At 68.2% G+C, this 14,304-nt stretch carries 15 protein-coding genes; all 15 read right to left on the bottom strand.

Features of this window, described 5'->3' with window-relative positions; all coding sequences use genetic code 11:
- Window positions 1-181: 181 nt before the first annotated feature.
- The 15 genes from atpD to rpmE all read right to left on the bottom strand — a co-directional run bounded on the left by atpD (window position 182) and on the right by rpmE (window position 14,278).
- Window positions 182-1,624 (bottom strand): F0F1 ATP synthase subunit beta, encoded by a 1,443-nt coding sequence (gene atpD, locus ABZ208_RS10430; protein ID WP_328396353.1) that lies wholly within the window; start codon window positions 1,622-1,624, stop codon window positions 182-184.
- Window positions 1,624-2,541, bottom strand: a complete 918-nt coding sequence (locus ABZ208_RS10425) for a F0F1 ATP synthase subunit gamma (protein ID WP_328396355.1) — start codon at window positions 2,539-2,541, stop codon at window positions 1,624-1,626. Before ABZ208_RS10425 ends, atpD begins: the two co-directional genes overlap by 1 nt.
- 20 nt (window positions 2,542-2,561) lie before the next feature.
- Window positions 2,562-4,160: a F0F1 ATP synthase subunit alpha gene (atpA, locus tag ABZ208_RS10420; protein ID WP_356909098.1), complete on the bottom strand. Its 1,599-nt coding sequence runs from the start codon at window positions 4,158-4,160 to the stop codon at window positions 2,562-2,564.
- Window positions 4,161-4,288: 128 nt separating this feature from the next.
- Window positions 4,289-5,104 carry a F0F1 ATP synthase subunit delta gene (locus ABZ208_RS10415; RefSeq protein ID WP_356909097.1) on the bottom strand — a complete coding sequence of 272 codons (816 nt, stop codon included), beginning with the start codon at window positions 5,102-5,104 and terminating at the stop codon, window positions 4,289-4,291.
- The gene (locus tag ABZ208_RS10410; RefSeq protein WP_328396361.1) at window positions 5,101-5,655 is read right to left on the bottom strand and encodes a F0F1 ATP synthase subunit B; all 555 of its coding nucleotides are present in this window, start codon (window positions 5,653-5,655) and stop codon (window positions 5,101-5,103) included. The genes ABZ208_RS10415 and ABZ208_RS10410 overlap by 4 nt, the downstream gene beginning before the upstream one ends.
- A 38-nt stretch (window positions 5,656-5,693) precedes the next feature.
- A complete protein-coding gene (gene atpE, locus ABZ208_RS10405; RefSeq protein WP_356631845.1) occupies window positions 5,694-5,924 on the bottom strand; it encodes an ATP synthase F0 subunit C in 231 nt (76 codons plus the stop codon).
- Window positions 5,925-5,999: 75 nt separating this feature from the next.
- Window positions 6,000-6,812 (bottom strand): F0F1 ATP synthase subunit A, encoded by an 813-nt coding sequence (gene atpB / locus ABZ208_RS10400; RefSeq protein ID WP_328396365.1) that lies wholly within the window; start codon window positions 6,810-6,812, stop codon window positions 6,000-6,002.
- Window positions 6,813-7,037: 225 nt separating this feature from the next.
- On the bottom strand, window positions 7,038-7,475 hold the full coding sequence (locus tag ABZ208_RS10395) for a hypothetical protein (RefSeq protein WP_328396367.1): 438 nt from the start codon (window positions 7,473-7,475) through the stop codon (window positions 7,038-7,040).
- A gap of 262 nt (window positions 7,476-7,737) precedes the next feature.
- Window positions 7,738-9,102, bottom strand: a complete 1,365-nt coding sequence (locus ABZ208_RS10390) for an MraY family glycosyltransferase (RefSeq protein WP_356909096.1) — start codon at window positions 9,100-9,102, stop codon at window positions 7,738-7,740.
- A gap of 106 nt (window positions 9,103-9,208) precedes the next feature.
- Window positions 9,209-10,483 carry a serine hydroxymethyltransferase gene (gene glyA / locus ABZ208_RS10385; RefSeq protein WP_356909095.1) on the bottom strand — a complete coding sequence of 425 codons (1,275 nt, stop codon included), beginning with the start codon at window positions 10,481-10,483 and terminating at the stop codon, window positions 9,209-9,211.
- 128 nt (window positions 10,484-10,611) lie between these two features.
- Entirely contained in the window at window positions 10,612-11,262 is a 651-nt protein-coding gene (locus tag ABZ208_RS10380) for a protein-tyrosine-phosphatase (protein WP_356909094.1), read from the bottom strand.
- Between the two features lie 28 nt (window positions 11,263-11,290).
- Window positions 11,291-11,938 (bottom strand): L-threonylcarbamoyladenylate synthase, encoded by a 648-nt coding sequence (locus tag ABZ208_RS10375; protein ID WP_328396375.1) that lies wholly within the window; start codon window positions 11,936-11,938, stop codon window positions 11,291-11,293.
- A 44-nt stretch (window positions 11,939-11,982) separates the two neighbouring features.
- Window positions 11,983-12,828: a peptide chain release factor N(5)-glutamine methyltransferase gene (prmC, locus tag ABZ208_RS10370; protein ID WP_356909093.1), complete on the bottom strand. Its 846-nt coding sequence runs from the start codon at window positions 12,826-12,828 to the stop codon at window positions 11,983-11,985.
- A 38-nt stretch (window positions 12,829-12,866) separates the two neighbouring features.
- Window positions 12,867-13,946, bottom strand: coding sequence for a peptide chain release factor 1 (prfA, locus tag ABZ208_RS10365; RefSeq protein WP_356909092.1), 1,080 nt, complete (start codon window positions 13,944-13,946; stop codon window positions 12,867-12,869).
- A 107-nt stretch (window positions 13,947-14,053) separates the two neighbouring features.
- Window positions 14,054-14,278, bottom strand: coding sequence for a 50S ribosomal protein L31 (gene rpmE / locus ABZ208_RS10360; protein WP_328396381.1), 225 nt, complete (start codon window positions 14,276-14,278; stop codon window positions 14,054-14,056).
- Between the last annotated feature and the right edge of the window lie 26 nt (window positions 14,279-14,304).

Raw genomic sequence — 14,304 nt, 5'->3', positions numbered from 1 at the left:
CTCGGGTCACCACCCGGCGGTTGTGCCGGGTGTTGGGTCATAAGTCTAGTAGGGCCCGGAAATACCGAAGCGTCCGGGCCGCCCCAGGCCTTTCGACCTGGGCCTCCCCCGCCGGAGGCAGGGGGAGGGGGCGTACTGAAGGGGGCGGGGGGCACCCGCCCCCTTCAGCGAGTCAGGGGACTCAGGAGACGCCGAGCTCCTTGGCGTTGGCCTTGAGGTCCTCGATGCCACCGCACATGAAGAACGCCTGCTCGGGGAAGTGGTCGTACTCACCGTCGCAGATCGCGTTGAACGCGGAGATCGACTCGTCCAGCGGCACGTCCGAACCGTCCACGCCGGTGAACTGCTTCGCCGCGTGGGTGTTCTGGGACAGGAAGCGCTCGACACGACGGGCACGGTGGACAACCAGCTTGTCCTCCTCGCCCAGCTCGTCGATACCGAGGATCGCGATGATGTCCTGGAGGTCCTTGTACTTCTGCAGGATGCCCTTGACGCGCATGGCGGCGTCGTAGTGGTCCTGCGCGATGTAACGCGGGTCCAGGATGCGGGACGTCGAGTCCAGCGGGTCCACCGCGGGGTAGATGCCCTTCTCGGAGATCGGACGGGAGAGAACCGTCGTCGCGTCGAGGTGGGCGAAGGTGGTGGCCGGCGCCGGGTCGGTCAGGTCGTCCGCGGGGACGTAGATCGCCTGCATCGAGGTGATCGAGTGACCACGGGTCGACGTGATGCGCTCCTGCAGCAGACCCATCTCGTCCGCCAGGTTCGGCTGGTAACCCACCGCGGACGGCATACGGCCGAGCAGGGTGGACACCTCGGAACCGGCCTGGGTGAACCGGAAGATGTTGTCGATGAAGAAGAGCACGTCCTGCTTCTGCACATCGCGGAAGTACTCCGCCATGGTCAGACCGGCCAGGGCGACGCGCAGACGGGTGCCCGGGGGCTCGTCCATCTGGCCGAAGACCAGCGCGGTCTTCTCCAGAACGCCGGACTCCTCCATCTCGCCGATGAGGTCGTTGCCCTCACGCGTACGCTCACCGACACCCGCGAAGACGGAAACGCCCTCGTGGAGGTTGGCGACACGCATGATCATTTCCTGGATCAGAACGGTCTTGCCGACACCGGCACCACCGAACAGACCGATCTTTCCACCCTTGACGTACGGGGTGAGAAGGTCGACGACCTTCAGGCCGGTCTCGAACATCTCGGTCTTGGACTCGAGCTGGTCGAAGGCCGGGGCCTTGCGGTGGATCGGCCAGCGCTCGCCGACGTTGGCGTTCTCCTCGGGGTGGTTCAGCACCTCACCGAGGGTGTTGAACACCTTGCCCTTGGTGAAGTCGCCGACCGGGACGCTGATGCCCGCGCCCGTGTCGGTCACCGGGGCCTGGCGGACCAGACCGTCGGTGGGCTGCATCGAGATGGTGCGGACGATGCCGTCACCGAGGTGCTGGGCAACCTCGAGCGTCAGCGTCTTCTTGGCGCCGTCCTGGGCCGGGTCAGCGACCTCGACGTGCAGCGCGTTGTAGATCTCCGGCATCGCGTCGACGGGGAACTCCACGTCGACGACCGGGCCGATGACCCGGGCGACGCGGCCCGTGGCGGCGGCCGTCTCAACAGTGGTCGTCATTACTTGTCACTCCCCGCGGTCGCGTCGGCCAGGGCACTGGAGCCACCGACGATCTCGCTGATTTCCTGGGTGATTTCGGCCTGGCGGGCCGCGTTGGCAAGTCGGGAGAGCGTGTTGATCAGCTCGCCCGCGTTGTCGGTCGCCGACTTCATCGCCCGGCGGCGGGCCGCGTGCTCGGAAGCGGCGGCCTGCAGCAGTGCGTTGTAGACACGGCTCTCGACGTAGCGCGGAAGCAGGGCGTCGAGGACGTCCTCCGCCGACGGCTCGAAGTCGAACAGCGGAAGGATCTCGCCCTTCGTACCGCTCTCCTCCGCCGCCTTCTCAAGGCTGAGCGGCAGCATCCGGTTGTCGACGGGGTTCTGCGTCATCATCGACACGAACTCCGTGAAGACGATGTGCAGCTCGTCGACGCCGCCCTCCGCGGTGTCCTTCTGGACAGCCTCGATGAGCGGGCCGGCGACCTTCTTGGCGTCCGCGTACTCCGGGCTGTCCGTGAACCCGGTCCACGAGTCCGTGACCTTGCGCTCACGGAAGCCGTAGTAGGCGACACCCTTGCGGCCGACGATGTACGTGTCGACCTCCTTGCCCTCGCCGCGAAGCCGCTCGGTGAGCCGGTCGGCCGCCTTGATGGCATTGGAGGAGTAGCCGCCGGCCAGACCGCGGTCGCTCGTGATGAGCAGAACCGCGGCACGGGTCGGGGCCTCCGCCTCCGTGGTCAGGGGGTGCTTGGTGTTCGATCCGGTCGCCACCGCCGTGACCGCGCGGGTGAGCTCGGTCGCGTACGGCGTGGAGGCCGCCACCTTGCGCTGTGCCTTGACGATGCGCGAGGCGGCGATCATCTCCATCGCCTTGGTGATCTTCTTCGTCGCGGTGACGGACCGGATGCGACGCTTGTAGACCCGGAGCTGCGCTCCCATGAGTCAGGTCCCTTCCGTCGTCACTTCGAGACGTTGACGGTCGCCGGAGCGTCCTCGCCGAGCAGCTTGCCGTCGTGCGTCTCGAACTGCTTCTTGAACGTCGCAATGGAGTCCGCGACCTTGGTCAGGGTGTCGTCCGACATCTTTCCGCCCTCGCGGATCGACGTCATCAGGCCGCCCTCCTCGCGGTGCAGGTACTCCAGCAGCTCGCGCTCGAAGCGGCGGATGTCCTGAACCGGGACGTCGTCCATCTTGCCGGTGGTGCCGGCCCAGACGGAGACGACCTGGTCCTCGGTCGACATCGGCTGGTACTGCGCCTGCTTCAGCAGCTCTACCATGCGCTTACCGCGCTCCAGCGAGGCCTTCGAGGCGGCGTCCAGGTCGGAACCGAAGGCGGCGAACGCCTCGAGCTCACGGAACTGTGCGAGGTCCACACGGAGGCGGCCGGAAACCTGCTTCATGGCCTTGTGCTGGGCGGAGCCACCGACACGGGAGACCGAGATACCGACGTTCAGGGCCGGACGCTGGCCGGCGTTGAACAGGTCGGACTCCAGGAAGCACTGGCCGTCGGTGATGGAGATGACGTTGGTCGGGATGAACGCCGACACGTCGTTCGCCTTGGTCTCGACGATCGGCAGACCCGTCATCGAACCGGCGCCCATCTCGTCGGAGAGCTTCGCGCAGCGCTCCAGCAGACGGGAGTGCAGGTAGAAGACGTCACCCGGGTAGGCCTCACGGCCCGGCGGGCGGCGCAGCAGCAGCGACACGGCGCGGTAGGCGTCGGCCTGCTTCGACAGGTCGTCGAAGATGATCAGGACGTGCTTGCCCTGGTACATCCAGTGCTGACCGATGGCCGAACCGGTGTACGGCGCAAGGTACTTGAAGCCGGCCGGGTCGGACGCCGGGGCGGCGACGATGGTCGTGTACTCCAGGGCACCGGCCTCCTCCAGCGCGCCGCGCACGGACGCGATGGTGGAGCCCTTCTGGCCGATGGCGACGTAGATGCAGCGGACCTGCTTGTTCACGTCGCCCGAGCGCCAGTTGTCGCGCTGGTTGATGATCGTGTCGACGGCCAGGGCGGTCTTGCCGGTCTGACGGTCACCGATGATCAGCTGACGCTGACCACGGCCGATCGGGGTCATCGCGTCGACGGCCTTGTAGCCCGTCTCCATCGGCTCGTGCACCGACTTACGCACCATGACGCCGGGCGCCTGCAGCTCAAGCGCGCGGCGGCCGTCGGTCTCGATCTCGCCGAGGCCGTCGATCGGGTTGCCGAGCGGGTCGACAACACGGCCGAGGTAGCCCTCGCCGACGGCTACGGACAGGACCTCGCCGGTACGGGTGACCGGCTGACCCTCCTCGACGCCGCTGAACTCGCCGAGGATGATGGCACCGATCTCGCGCTCCTCGAGGTTGAGGGCGAGGCCGAGGGTGCCGTCCTCGAACTTCAGCAGCTCGTTTGCCATGGCCGAGGGAAGACCCTCGACCTTCGCGATGCCGTCGCCGGCAAGGCTGACCGTACCGACCTCCTCGCGCGAGGCCGCGTCCGGCTGGTACGACTGGACAAAGTTCTCCAGCGCGTCCCGGATCTCCTCCGGCCGGATCGTGAGCTCCGCCATCTGGGTTCCCTGCTCTCCTTGTTGGGCCCGAAGTTTCTTTGGGGGTCTGGGGGCCGACCCCCAGGAATCTTCTGCAATCTCTGCACGGCCCAACCGGGCCGCTTGCCATGCTTGTTGAATTGGTGCCGTCAGCCGGCGATGCGCCGCTTCGCCTCGGCGATCCGGTCCGCGATCGTGCCGTTGATGACCTCGTCGCCGACCCGCACCTGGATCCCGCCGAGGACCGACGGGTCCACCTCGAGGTTGAGGTGCATCTCGCGGCCGTACATCCGCGCCAGACCGGCGCCGAGGCGCTGCTTCTGCGCATCGGTCAGCGGTACCGCCGTGGTGACGACGGCCACCGTCCGGTCCCGGCGCGCCGCGGCGAGCGTGGACAGGGACTCGAGTCCCGCCTCCAGGCTACGTCCCCGGGGCTGGGTCACAAGACGGACAACCAGACGCTCGGTGACCGGATCGGCCTTCCCGCCGAGCAGGCTGCGCAGCAGCTCACTCTTGGCGGACGCCGGCGCCGACCGGTCGGTCAGCGCGGACCGCAGCTCGGTGCTGGAGCCGAGGATCCGGCCGAACCGGAACAGCTCGTCCTCGACGTCGTCGAGGACACCGGTCCGCTGCGCGGCGGTGAGGTCGGCGATGTTCGCCAGCTCCTCGAGCGCGTCGACCAGGTCACGCGACTGCGACCAGCGGGACCGCACCATGCCGGTGATCAGGTCGGCGGTCTCGCCGCCCACCTGCCCGCCGAACAGGCGCCCGGCCAGCTGGGCCTTGGCCTCGCCGGCCTGCGCCGGGTCGGTCAGGACCCGACGCAGCGACACCTCGCGGTGGAGCAGTGCGGTCACGGCGGCCAGCTCGTCCGCGAGCTTCTTCGCGTCGACCGACGTGTTGTCGGTCAGCGCGTCGAGGGACTCGCGTGCGGCGGCCAGCGCCTCGCGGCTCGCACCGTTCATCGGGTGGCCTCAGCCTTCGAAGCGCCGTCCTCGAGGGCCTCGAGGAAGCGGTCGATGGTGCGGCTCTGGCGGGCGTGATCCTCGAGGGACTCACCGACCAGCTTGCCGGCCAGTTCGGTGGCGAGCTTGCCCACGTCCTGACGCAGCGCCGCGGCCGCGGCCTTGCGGTCGGCCTCGATCTGGGCGTGGCCGGCCGCGATGATCTCCTCGCGCTGCCGCTGGCCTTCCGCCTTCATCTCCTGGATGATCGCGGTGCCCTGCTCGGTGGCCTCCTGGCGCAGCCGCGCGGCCTCGTGACGGGCCTCGGCGAGCTGAGCCTTGTACTGCTCGAGTACGCTCTCGGCTTCGATCTTGGCCGCATCGGCCTTCTCGATGCCGCCTTCGATGGCCTCGCGACGCTCTTCCAGAACCTTGTTGATGTTCGGAAGAAGCTTCTTCGCGAGGAAGAAGAAGACGATCGCGAAGGAGATCAGGCCGATGACGAGCTCATCCGGGTGCGGAATGAGCGGGTTCTGCTCCTCCGCAGCCGCGAGCTGAACCAGAGGGTTCACATCAGTGCCTTCCGTAAAGAGGTTGGGCTGTCTTCGGATCAGGCGCGGAAGACGAAGCCCATGACGATGCCGATGAGGGCGAGCGCCTCACAGAAGGCGAAACCCATGATCTGGTTGGTACGGATCAGACCGGCCGCCTCGGGCTGACGGGCGAGGGCCTGGGTGCCGTTACCGAAGATGATGCCGACGCCGACGCCGGGGCCGATCGCGGCAAGGCCGTAACCGATGGAGCCGAGGTTGCCGGTGACGGCGGCAAGGGTCTGGGACATGCCAGTTCTTCCTTCTCTTTCACGGACCGGTGGGGGTTGGCCACCGGACGTCTGTTGGGCAGGGGGTCGGGTCGCTCAGTGGCTCTTGGCGAGCGCGCCCTGGAGGTAGCTGCAGGCCAGGAGCACGAAGACATATGCCTGAACAGCCTGGATGAAGAGCTCGAAGGCGGTCATCACGATGACCATCACGAACGACGTGCCGGCGTAGATGATGCCGATGCCGTTCAGCAGGTACCAGCTGGCGAGCGTGAACATCACCAGCAGCATGTGACCCGCGAACATGTTCGCAAAGAGTCGGACCGCGTGCGTGAACGGCCGGATGATCAGGTTGGAGAAGAACTCCAGCACGACGATCAGCGGCAGGATCCAGCCGAGCGACTTGTCGTAGCCGGTGATGTTCTTCCAGGCGCCGACGAAGCCGTGCGTCTTGAACGTCAGGCCGACCCAGATCACGTACACCAGCAGGGCCATGGCGGCCGGGTAGGCGATGATCGAGGTCACCGGGAACTGGGCCAGCGGGATCACGGCCCACATGTTCATGATCCAGATGAAGAAGAACAGGGAGACCATCAGCGGGACGTACTTCTCGCCGTCCTTCTTGCCGATGATCTCGTAGACGATCCCGCGGCGGACGAAGTCGTAACCCGCCTCACCGACCATCTGCATCTTGCCGGGGACCAGCTTCGGCTTGCTGAACGCGGCCCAGAAGAACCCGACGACAACCACCGAGGCGAGCAGCGCAAGCAGCATTGCCTTGTTGAACTCAAAGCTGCCGACGGTGAAGATGGGCTTGAACAGGAAGGAATGCAGACCTGGTGCCGGGAAGCCACAGTCCCTGAAGATCTGGCAGCTTGCGTCAAAGGCGAGCATCTGGGGGTCAGCACTCACCGCGGGCTCCTTCAGCGTGGCGCATAGGTACGGCAACCTCGTTGTGTCGGCGCGGCGCGCAGCCGCGGTTCGGCACTGGACTGGTGTTTCGGATGTGGGAGCGGCTGTCAGGCGTTGAGCCTCGCGTTGGAACAGGCGTCAGCTCAGATGCCCGCGCCCGCAGTGCCGCAGTTGGCACCGGACGATAGCAGGAGAACGAACTGCCACTTATCCCGGCCCTACCTCTCACGTCGCCGAGCCCGTCTTCTCGGGCGCCCGGCCCTTCGCGGCTTCGGGATCGACGTAGAGGATCTTCGCCTTCATGTAAGCACGTGCCTGTGCGCCGACCCAGACAATGGTCGCCGCGAGGAGCGTGAAGGCGAAGGTCTTGGCGTCGAACAGGGTGGTGTCCTTGAAGACGGCCATGAAGACGAGGAGCAACAGCAGCTGGGCCGTGTACAGCATCAGGCCCATCGCCTGGAAGAGGTGCGGGAACGACTTCGCCGTCCGCTGGAGCACGACCATCCCGATCCCCATGAAGAGGATGACCACCAGGGTGCCGACCACCGCACCGAGCGCTCCCTTTCCACCGGCGACCACCCCGCTGATCACGGCGGCGATCACGCCGGCGGCTGCGGTGGGTACGGCGGCGAGGAGAAGAGTGCGTGCGTCATTGGACGGCATGGCGGCAGCTCCGCTTGCTGGTGGGGGCAGTGGTGTCGTCATGGACGAGCGTGATCCCGGTCCGAGATGTACCTCGGGGCCAACGGACCGTCGCACTACGGTCCTTCGGCTCTGTCCTGGGTTCTCGTGAACGGTATCACAAACTATTTGATGAGGTCTTTACCCGACGGTGTGCCAACTCTCACACATGAGAGCGACTGCGCGCGTGTGTGCACGAAAGATGTTCGCTATGTCTGGTAATAGGCGACATATGCGGCGCCGGTCAACCCCGGGTGCCGGCCTTGCGCCGGTCCGGGAAGCGTGAGCGGGGGCCGATCGCCGTCGCACCGTTGGCGCCGTGGACGCCTTGAACGCCCGCCGCGACCGGGGTGCGCTCCCCCAGCTCGTCCTCGATCTCCGGGAACCCTGTCTCCACCGGCCCGGCCGCCGACACGGCGGCCTGCGGCTGCCGGCGTACCCGGCTGCGCCGGTAGCGCGGCGGGACGAACGCCTCCGCCCACCTCGGGGCCCTCGGCGTGAAGCGCGGCAGCAGCAACAGCACCAGGCCGACCGCGCTCAGCGCGACGATGAGCAGCACGATCCACATCGACGCCGAGTGCACCGAGTACGCCACGACGCCGAACGCGATCAGAGCCGACCAGAAGTACATGATCAGCACCGCGCGGCTGTGCGAGTGGCCGATCTCCAGCAGCCGGTGGTGCAGATGCCCGCGGTCCGCCGCGAAGGGCGACTGGCCCTTCCAGGTGCGGCGGACGATCGCGAGCACCAGGTCGGCGATCGGGATCGCGATGATCGTCAGCGGCAGCAGCAGCGGGATGAAGACCGGCAGCGCCGCATGCGTGGCCTCACGCGTACCGCCCTCGAAGAGCTTGAGGGCGTCCATGTCGACCTGGCCGGTGACCGAGATCGCCGCCGCCGCCAGCACCAGACCGATCAGCATCGAGCCGGAGTCGCCCATGAAGATCCGGGCGGGGTGCATGTTGTGGGGCAGGAAGCCCAGGCACATGCCCATCAGGATCGCGGTGAACAGGGTGGCGGGGGCGGCCGCCTCGAGCATGTACCCGAACCAGATCCGGTACGAGTACAGGAAGAACGCCGCGGCGGCGATGCACACCATGCCGGCGGCCAGGCCGTCGAGACCGTCGACGAAGTTCACCGCGTTGATGGTGATGACGACCAGGGCGACGGTCAGCAGCGTGCCCTGCCAGCTGGTCAGCGAGACGGTGCCGACACCGGGGACCGGAATCCACAGGATCGTCAGACCCTGCATCACCATCACACCCGCGGCGATCATCTGGCCGCCGAGTTTGATCAGCGCATCGATCTCGAACTTGTCGTCCAGGACGCCGATGATCCAGATCAGCGCGGCGCCGGACAGCAGGGCGCGTGGCTCGTTGGACAGTTCGAACACGCTGTTCAGGTTGGACAGGTGGTCGGCGACGAGCAGACCTGCGCACAGCCCGAAGAACATCGCGATGCCGCCCAGTCGCGGCGTCGGTTCACGATGCACGTCACGGGCACGGATCTCCGGCATCGCGCCGGTCGCGATGGCGAACTTGCGCACCGGACCGGTCAGCAGATACGTCACCGCGGCCGTGACACAGAGCGTCAGCAGGTAATCACGCACGGGCTGCCCCACAGGAATCGCTGGCCATCTCAGCCCCACACCCTAGCTGTGGTGGCCACATGCTTGAGGACATCCGGGGAGCTGTGATGGTTGCACAGCCGCCCGTCTAACCCGCAAACGGAGGAAATCTCCCCACCAGCTCACGCACCTGAGCCGGCAGTTCCCGGGCCTGTTCCCCTTCGCTGCGCAGCGCGGCCGTGAACAGCACGGCGATCCGCGCCATCTCCCGCTGTCCCATGCCCTGGGTGGTGACCGCGGCGGTGCCCAGCCGGATGCCGCGGCCGTCCCCGTACGGCAGGGCGCAGGTGTCCAGCACCATGCCCGCGGCGGCGAGGCGGCCGCGGGCCGTCCTGCCGTCCACGCCGAGAGCTGCGGGATCGGCGCCGATCAGATGGGTGTCGGTGCCGCCGGTCAGCACCGTGAAACCCTCCGCCTCGAGCCCCTCGGCGAGTACCCGGGCGTTGGCCACCACCTGATGGGCGTATGCCGTGTACGCCGGTGTCGCCGCCTCGCCGAAGGCGACCGCCTTGGCGGCGATCGAGTGCATCTGGGCGCCTCCCTGGGTGAACGGGAAGACCGCCCGGTCGATGCGCTCGGCCAGCTCCGACCCGCACAGGATCATTCCGCCGCGAGGTCCGCGCAGGACTTTGTGTGTCGTTGCGCACACCACGTCGGCGTGCGGCACGGGGCTGGGGGCCGCGCCGCCGGCGATCAGTCCCATCGGGTGCGCGGCGTCGGCGATCAGATAGGCACCGACCTCGTCCGCGATCTCGCGGAAGGCGGCGTAGTCGGGATGGCGGGGATACGAGATCGAGCCGCAGACGATCGCCTTGGGACGGTGGTGCCGGGCGAGGGTGCGGACCTGGTGGTAGTCGATGAGCCCGGTCTCCGCGTCGACCCCGTAGGCGATGAAGTCGAACCACCGGCCCGAGAAGTTCGCCGGCGAGCCATGGGTGAGGTGGCCGCCGTACGCAAGGCCCATCGCGAGCACCTTGTCCCCCGGCTTCAGCAGCGCGGCGTACGCCGCGAGCACGGCGGAGGACCCGGAGTGGGGCTGCACGTTGGCGTGTTCGGCGCCGAACAGGGCGGTGGCGCGCTCGACGGCGATCCGCTCGGCGGCGTCGACGAGTTCGCAGCCGCCGTGGTGGCGGGCGCCGGGGTAGCCCTCGGCGTACTTGTTGGCGAGCGGCGAGCCGAGCGCGGCGAGGACCGCGGGCGAGGTGAAGTTCTCGGCGGCGATGAGCTGGAGCGTCGAGCTCTGACGATGTGCCTCGCCCAACAGGATGTCCGCGATCTGCGGGTCCTGGCGGCGCAGCGTGTCGAAGGACGGGCCCTCGTAGGTGGGATGAACGGCAGCAGGCACGTGATGGGTCACGGACATGACGGCTCCGGTCCTCGGGGGAGCTGCGGCACCTCCAATGTAGGACCCGGGCCGTTGCCGCGCGCGGTGTACGGCTCCGCCCGTGCGGCCGTGTTCCGCACCCGGGCGGGCCGCACGGCGCGCCCTGCTCAGGACCGGGTCGGGACGCCCGTCAGTGCCGTCACCACCGGCTCCAGAGCCTGGTGGATCTCGTCGCCGATCGACCGGAAGAACGTGATCGGCGCCCCGTACGGGTCGTACACCTCGTCCGCGTCCGGGCTGGGCGCCAGCAGCCACCCGCGCAGAGCCGCCGCCGCGCGCACCAGGGCGCGTGCGCGTTCCACCACGCCCTCCTCCTGCGCGTCGGGAAGCGTGGCGGGGTCTATCGCGCGCACGAGGCGCGTGAACTCCTTGAGTGTGAAGGTCCGCAGGCCCGCGGAGTGGCCCATGGAGATGACCTGGGCGCGGTGGTCCCGGGTCGCGGTGAGGACCAGGTCCGCTCGGATGACATGTTCGTCGAGCAGTTCGCGGCCCACGAACCCGCTCGCGTCCGCGCCGAAGTCGGCGAGGACGATCTCGGCGTTGGCCTCCATCGGAGCGCCTTCGTGACCCCAGGTGCCGGCACTCTCCACGATCAGACCGCCCGCGAGGTGATCGCCGAGGCGCACGCTCAGGGCATGGCGGGTCAGCCGCTCGGTGATCGGCGAGCGGCAGACGTTGCCGGTGCTGACGTGGAGGATGCGGAAGGTCGATGCCGCACTGCTGGATTCCGCTATGCCACGCCCCTCAGGGGCGGTCACTGTGCTTGTCCTCGGATGCTCGCTTCGCTCACGGAGCCACCTCGAGGTCCGGTACCACCTTGCGCAGCTCGTCCGCCGAGAGTGCACCCTCGCGCAGCAGCACCGGGACCTTGCCCGTGACGTCGACGATGGAGGACGGCACGATGCCCGGGGTCGGGCCGCCGTCCAGGTAGACGGAGACGGAGTCGCCGAGCATCTCCTGGGCGGCGTCGCAGTCCTCGGGCGAGGGGTGTCCCGTGAGGTTGGCACTGGAGACGGCCATCGGGCCGACCTCGGTGAGCAGTTCGATCGCGACCGGGTGCAGCGGCATACGGATGGCGACCGTGCCACGGGTGTCGCCGAGGTCCCACTGGAGCGACGGCTGGTGCTTGGCGACCAGCGTCAGCGCACCCGGCCAGAACGCGTCGACGAGCTCCCATGCCTGCTCGGAGAAGTCGGTGACCAGGCCGTGCAGGGTGTTCGGGGAGCCGATCAGGACGGGGGTGGGCATGGAGCGGCCGCGCCCCTTGGCCGCCAGAAGATCCGCGACGGCCTCGGACGTGAAGGCGTCCGCACCGATCCCGTAAACGGTGTCGGTGGGCAGCACGACCAGCTCGCCGCGGCGGACCGCCGACGCCGCTTCGCGCAGGCCGGTCGTACGGTCGCTCACGTCGTTGCAGTCGTATCGCCGTGCCATTTAACGGGCCTCCTCGTGCATGTACTGGACGTCGATGCCGTCTGTCACGGCATGGCCTTGCGTGCGGTCGCGAACCGTGGCCGCTTGTTGAGGTCGGCGTGGTCGGCCGCGTCCGCCCACCCGGACTCCTCGTTGAAGATCCACGGCACCTGTCCGCCCTGCGTGTCCGCGTGCTCGATGACGACGAGCCCGCCGGGCCGCAGCAGCCGGTGCGCGGTGCGCTCCAGACCGCGGATGGTGTCGAGTCCGTCCTCGCCGGAGAAGAGGGCCATCTGCGGGTCGTGGTCACGCGCCTCGGGGGCGACATACTCCCACTCGGTGAGCGGAATGTAAGGGGGGTTGGAGATGACAAGGTCGACCTGGCCGTCGAGCTCGGGCAGCGCGCGCAGCGCATCGCCCTGGTGGACGGTGACCCTGGAGCCCTCGGCGTTCTTGCGGGTCCACAGCAGAGCGTCCTCGCTCAGCTCCACGGCGTGCACCCGCGAGCGCGGCACCTCCTGTGCCATGGCCAGCGCGATCGCCCCGGAGCCCGTGCACAGATCGACGATGAGCGGCTCGACGACGTCCATGGCCCGTACGGCGTCTATCGCCCAGCCGACGACCGACTCGGTCTCTGGGCGGGGCACGAAGACGCCCGGGCCGACCTGCAGCTCCAGATAGCGGAAGAAGGCCCGTCCGGTGATGTGCTGGAGCGGCTCGCGGGCCTCGCGGCGGGCGACGGCCTCCCAGTAGCGGGCGTCGAAGTCCGCGTCCTTGACGTTGTGGAGCTCCCCGCGCTTGACGCCGTGCACATACGCGGCGAGCTCCTCGGCGTCGAAGCGTGGTGAGGGCACGCCGGCGTCGGCCAGCCGCTGGGTGGCCTGGGCCACCTCGGCAAGCAGAAGGTTCACGCGAGTCCTCCGAGCACTGCAGGGTTGTTCAGGGGGTGTTACTGGGCGGCTGCCAGCTTGGCGGCGGAGTCGGCGTCGACGCAGGCCTGGATGACCGCGTCCAGTTCGCCGTCGAGCACCTGGTCCAAGTTGTACGCCTTGAATCCGACCCGGTGGTCCGAGATCCGGTTCTCCGGGAAGTTGTACGTACGGATCTTCTCCGAGCGGTCGACCGTACGGACCTGGCTGCGGCGGGCGTCCGCGGCCTCCTTCTCGGCCTCCTCCTGCGCCGCGGCAAGGAGCCTGGAGCGCAGGATACGCATGGCCTGCTCCTTGTTCTGGAGCTGGCTCTTCTCGTTCTGGCAGGAGGCGACGATGCCGGTCGGCAGGTGGGTGATGCGCACCGCGGAGTCGGTCGTGTTGACGGACTGGCCGCCGGGGCCCGACGAGCGGTACACGTCGATCCGCAGATCGTTGGCGTGGATCTCGACGTCGATCTCCTCGGCCTCGGGGGTCACGAGGACACCGGCCGCGGAAGTGTGGATACGGCCCTGGGACTCGGTGGCCGGCACGCGCTGGACGCGGTGCACCCCGCCCTCGTACTTCAGCCGGGCCCAGACCCCCTGGCCGGGCTCGGTGGCGCCCTGGCCGCCCTTGGTCTTCACCGCGACCTGGACGTCCTTGTAGCCGCCCAGCTCGGACTCGGTGGCGTCGATGATCTCGGTCTTCCAGCCGACGCGCTCGGCGTAGCGCAGATACATGCGCAGCAGGTCGCCGGCGAACAGGGCGGACTCGTCGCCGCCCGCGCCCGCCTTCACCTCGAGGATGACGTCCTTGTCGTCGCTGGGGTCGCGCGGCACCAGCAGCAGGCGCAGCTTCTCGGTGAGCTCCTCGCGCTGCTTCTCCAGCTCCTTGACCTCGGCTGCGAACTCCGGGTCGTCCTGGGCCAGTTCACGCGCCGTCACGATGTCGTCACCGGACTGCTTCCAGGAGCGGTACGTGCCGACGATCGGCGTCAGCTCGGCGTAGCGCTTGCCCAGCTTGCGTGCGTTCGCCTGGTCCGCGTGGACCGAAGGGTCGGCGAGCTTCTTCTCGAGATCGGCGTGCTCGCCGATCAGTTCCTCGACCGCCTCGAACATCGGGGGCTCCTGGTTTTTGTACACGAAAGGGGGCTGCTCAGAACGGACAAAGCGCCGGCCCCGGCCACCCCGGAACAGGGGTGGCCGAGGACCGGCGCAATGGCTCGCTACTTCTTGGCGGAGCCGGCAGCCTTGCCGAAGCGGGCCTCGAAGCGGGCCACACGGCCACCGGTGTCGAGGATCTTCTGCTTGCCCGTGTAGAACGGGTGGCACTCGGAGCAGACCTCGGCGCGGACGGAACCGGCCTCGATGGTGCTACGGGTGGTGAACGACGCGCCACAGGTGCAGCTGACCTGGGTCTCGACGTACTTGGGGTGGATGTCGCGCTTCAAGGGTGTCTCCTAGTTTCGGGAGGGCG

The organism is Streptomyces sp. NPDC006208 (genome assembly GCF_040613775.1).
Classification (GTDB): Bacteria; Actinomycetota; Actinomycetes; order Streptomycetales; family Streptomycetaceae; genus Streptomyces.
The sequence above is the reverse complement of the archived record's forward strand: the minus strand, read 5'-3'. Positions and strand labels throughout refer to the sequence as shown.

Excerpts from the sequence above, each read along its gene's own strand:
- atpD (WP_328396353.1), bottom strand. The coding sequence starts at position 1,624 with ATGACGACCACTGTTGAGACGGCCGCCGCCACGGGCCGCGTCGCCCGG.
- ABZ208_RS10425 (WP_328396355.1), bottom strand. The coding sequence starts at position 2,541 with ATGGGAGCGCAGCTCCGGGTCTACAAGCGTCGCATCCGGTCCGTCACC.
- atpA (WP_356909098.1), bottom strand. The coding sequence starts at position 4,160 with ATGGCGGAGCTCACGATCCGGCCGGAGGAGATCCGGGACGCGCTGGAG.
- ABZ208_RS10415 (WP_356909097.1), bottom strand. The coding sequence starts at position 5,104 with ATGAACGGTGCGAGCCGCGAGGCGCTGGCCGCCGCACGCGAGTCCCTC.
- atpE (WP_356631845.1), bottom strand. The coding sequence starts at position 5,924 with ATGTCCCAGACCCTTGCCGCCGTCACCGGCAACCTCGGCTCCATCGGT.
- ABZ208_RS10395 (WP_328396367.1), bottom strand. The coding sequence starts at position 7,475 with ATGCCGTCCAATGACGCACGCACTCTTCTCCTCGCCGCCGTACCCACC.
- glyA (WP_356909095.1), bottom strand. The coding sequence starts at position 10,483 with ATGTCCGTGACCCATCACGTGCCTGCTGCCGTTCATCCCACCTACGAG.
- ABZ208_RS10375 (WP_328396375.1), bottom strand. The coding sequence starts at position 11,938 with ATGGCACGGCGATACGACTGCAACGACGTGAGCGACCGTACGACCGGC.
- prfA (WP_356909092.1), bottom strand. The coding sequence starts at position 13,946 with ATGTTCGAGGCGGTCGAGGAACTGATCGGCGAGCACGCCGATCTCGAG.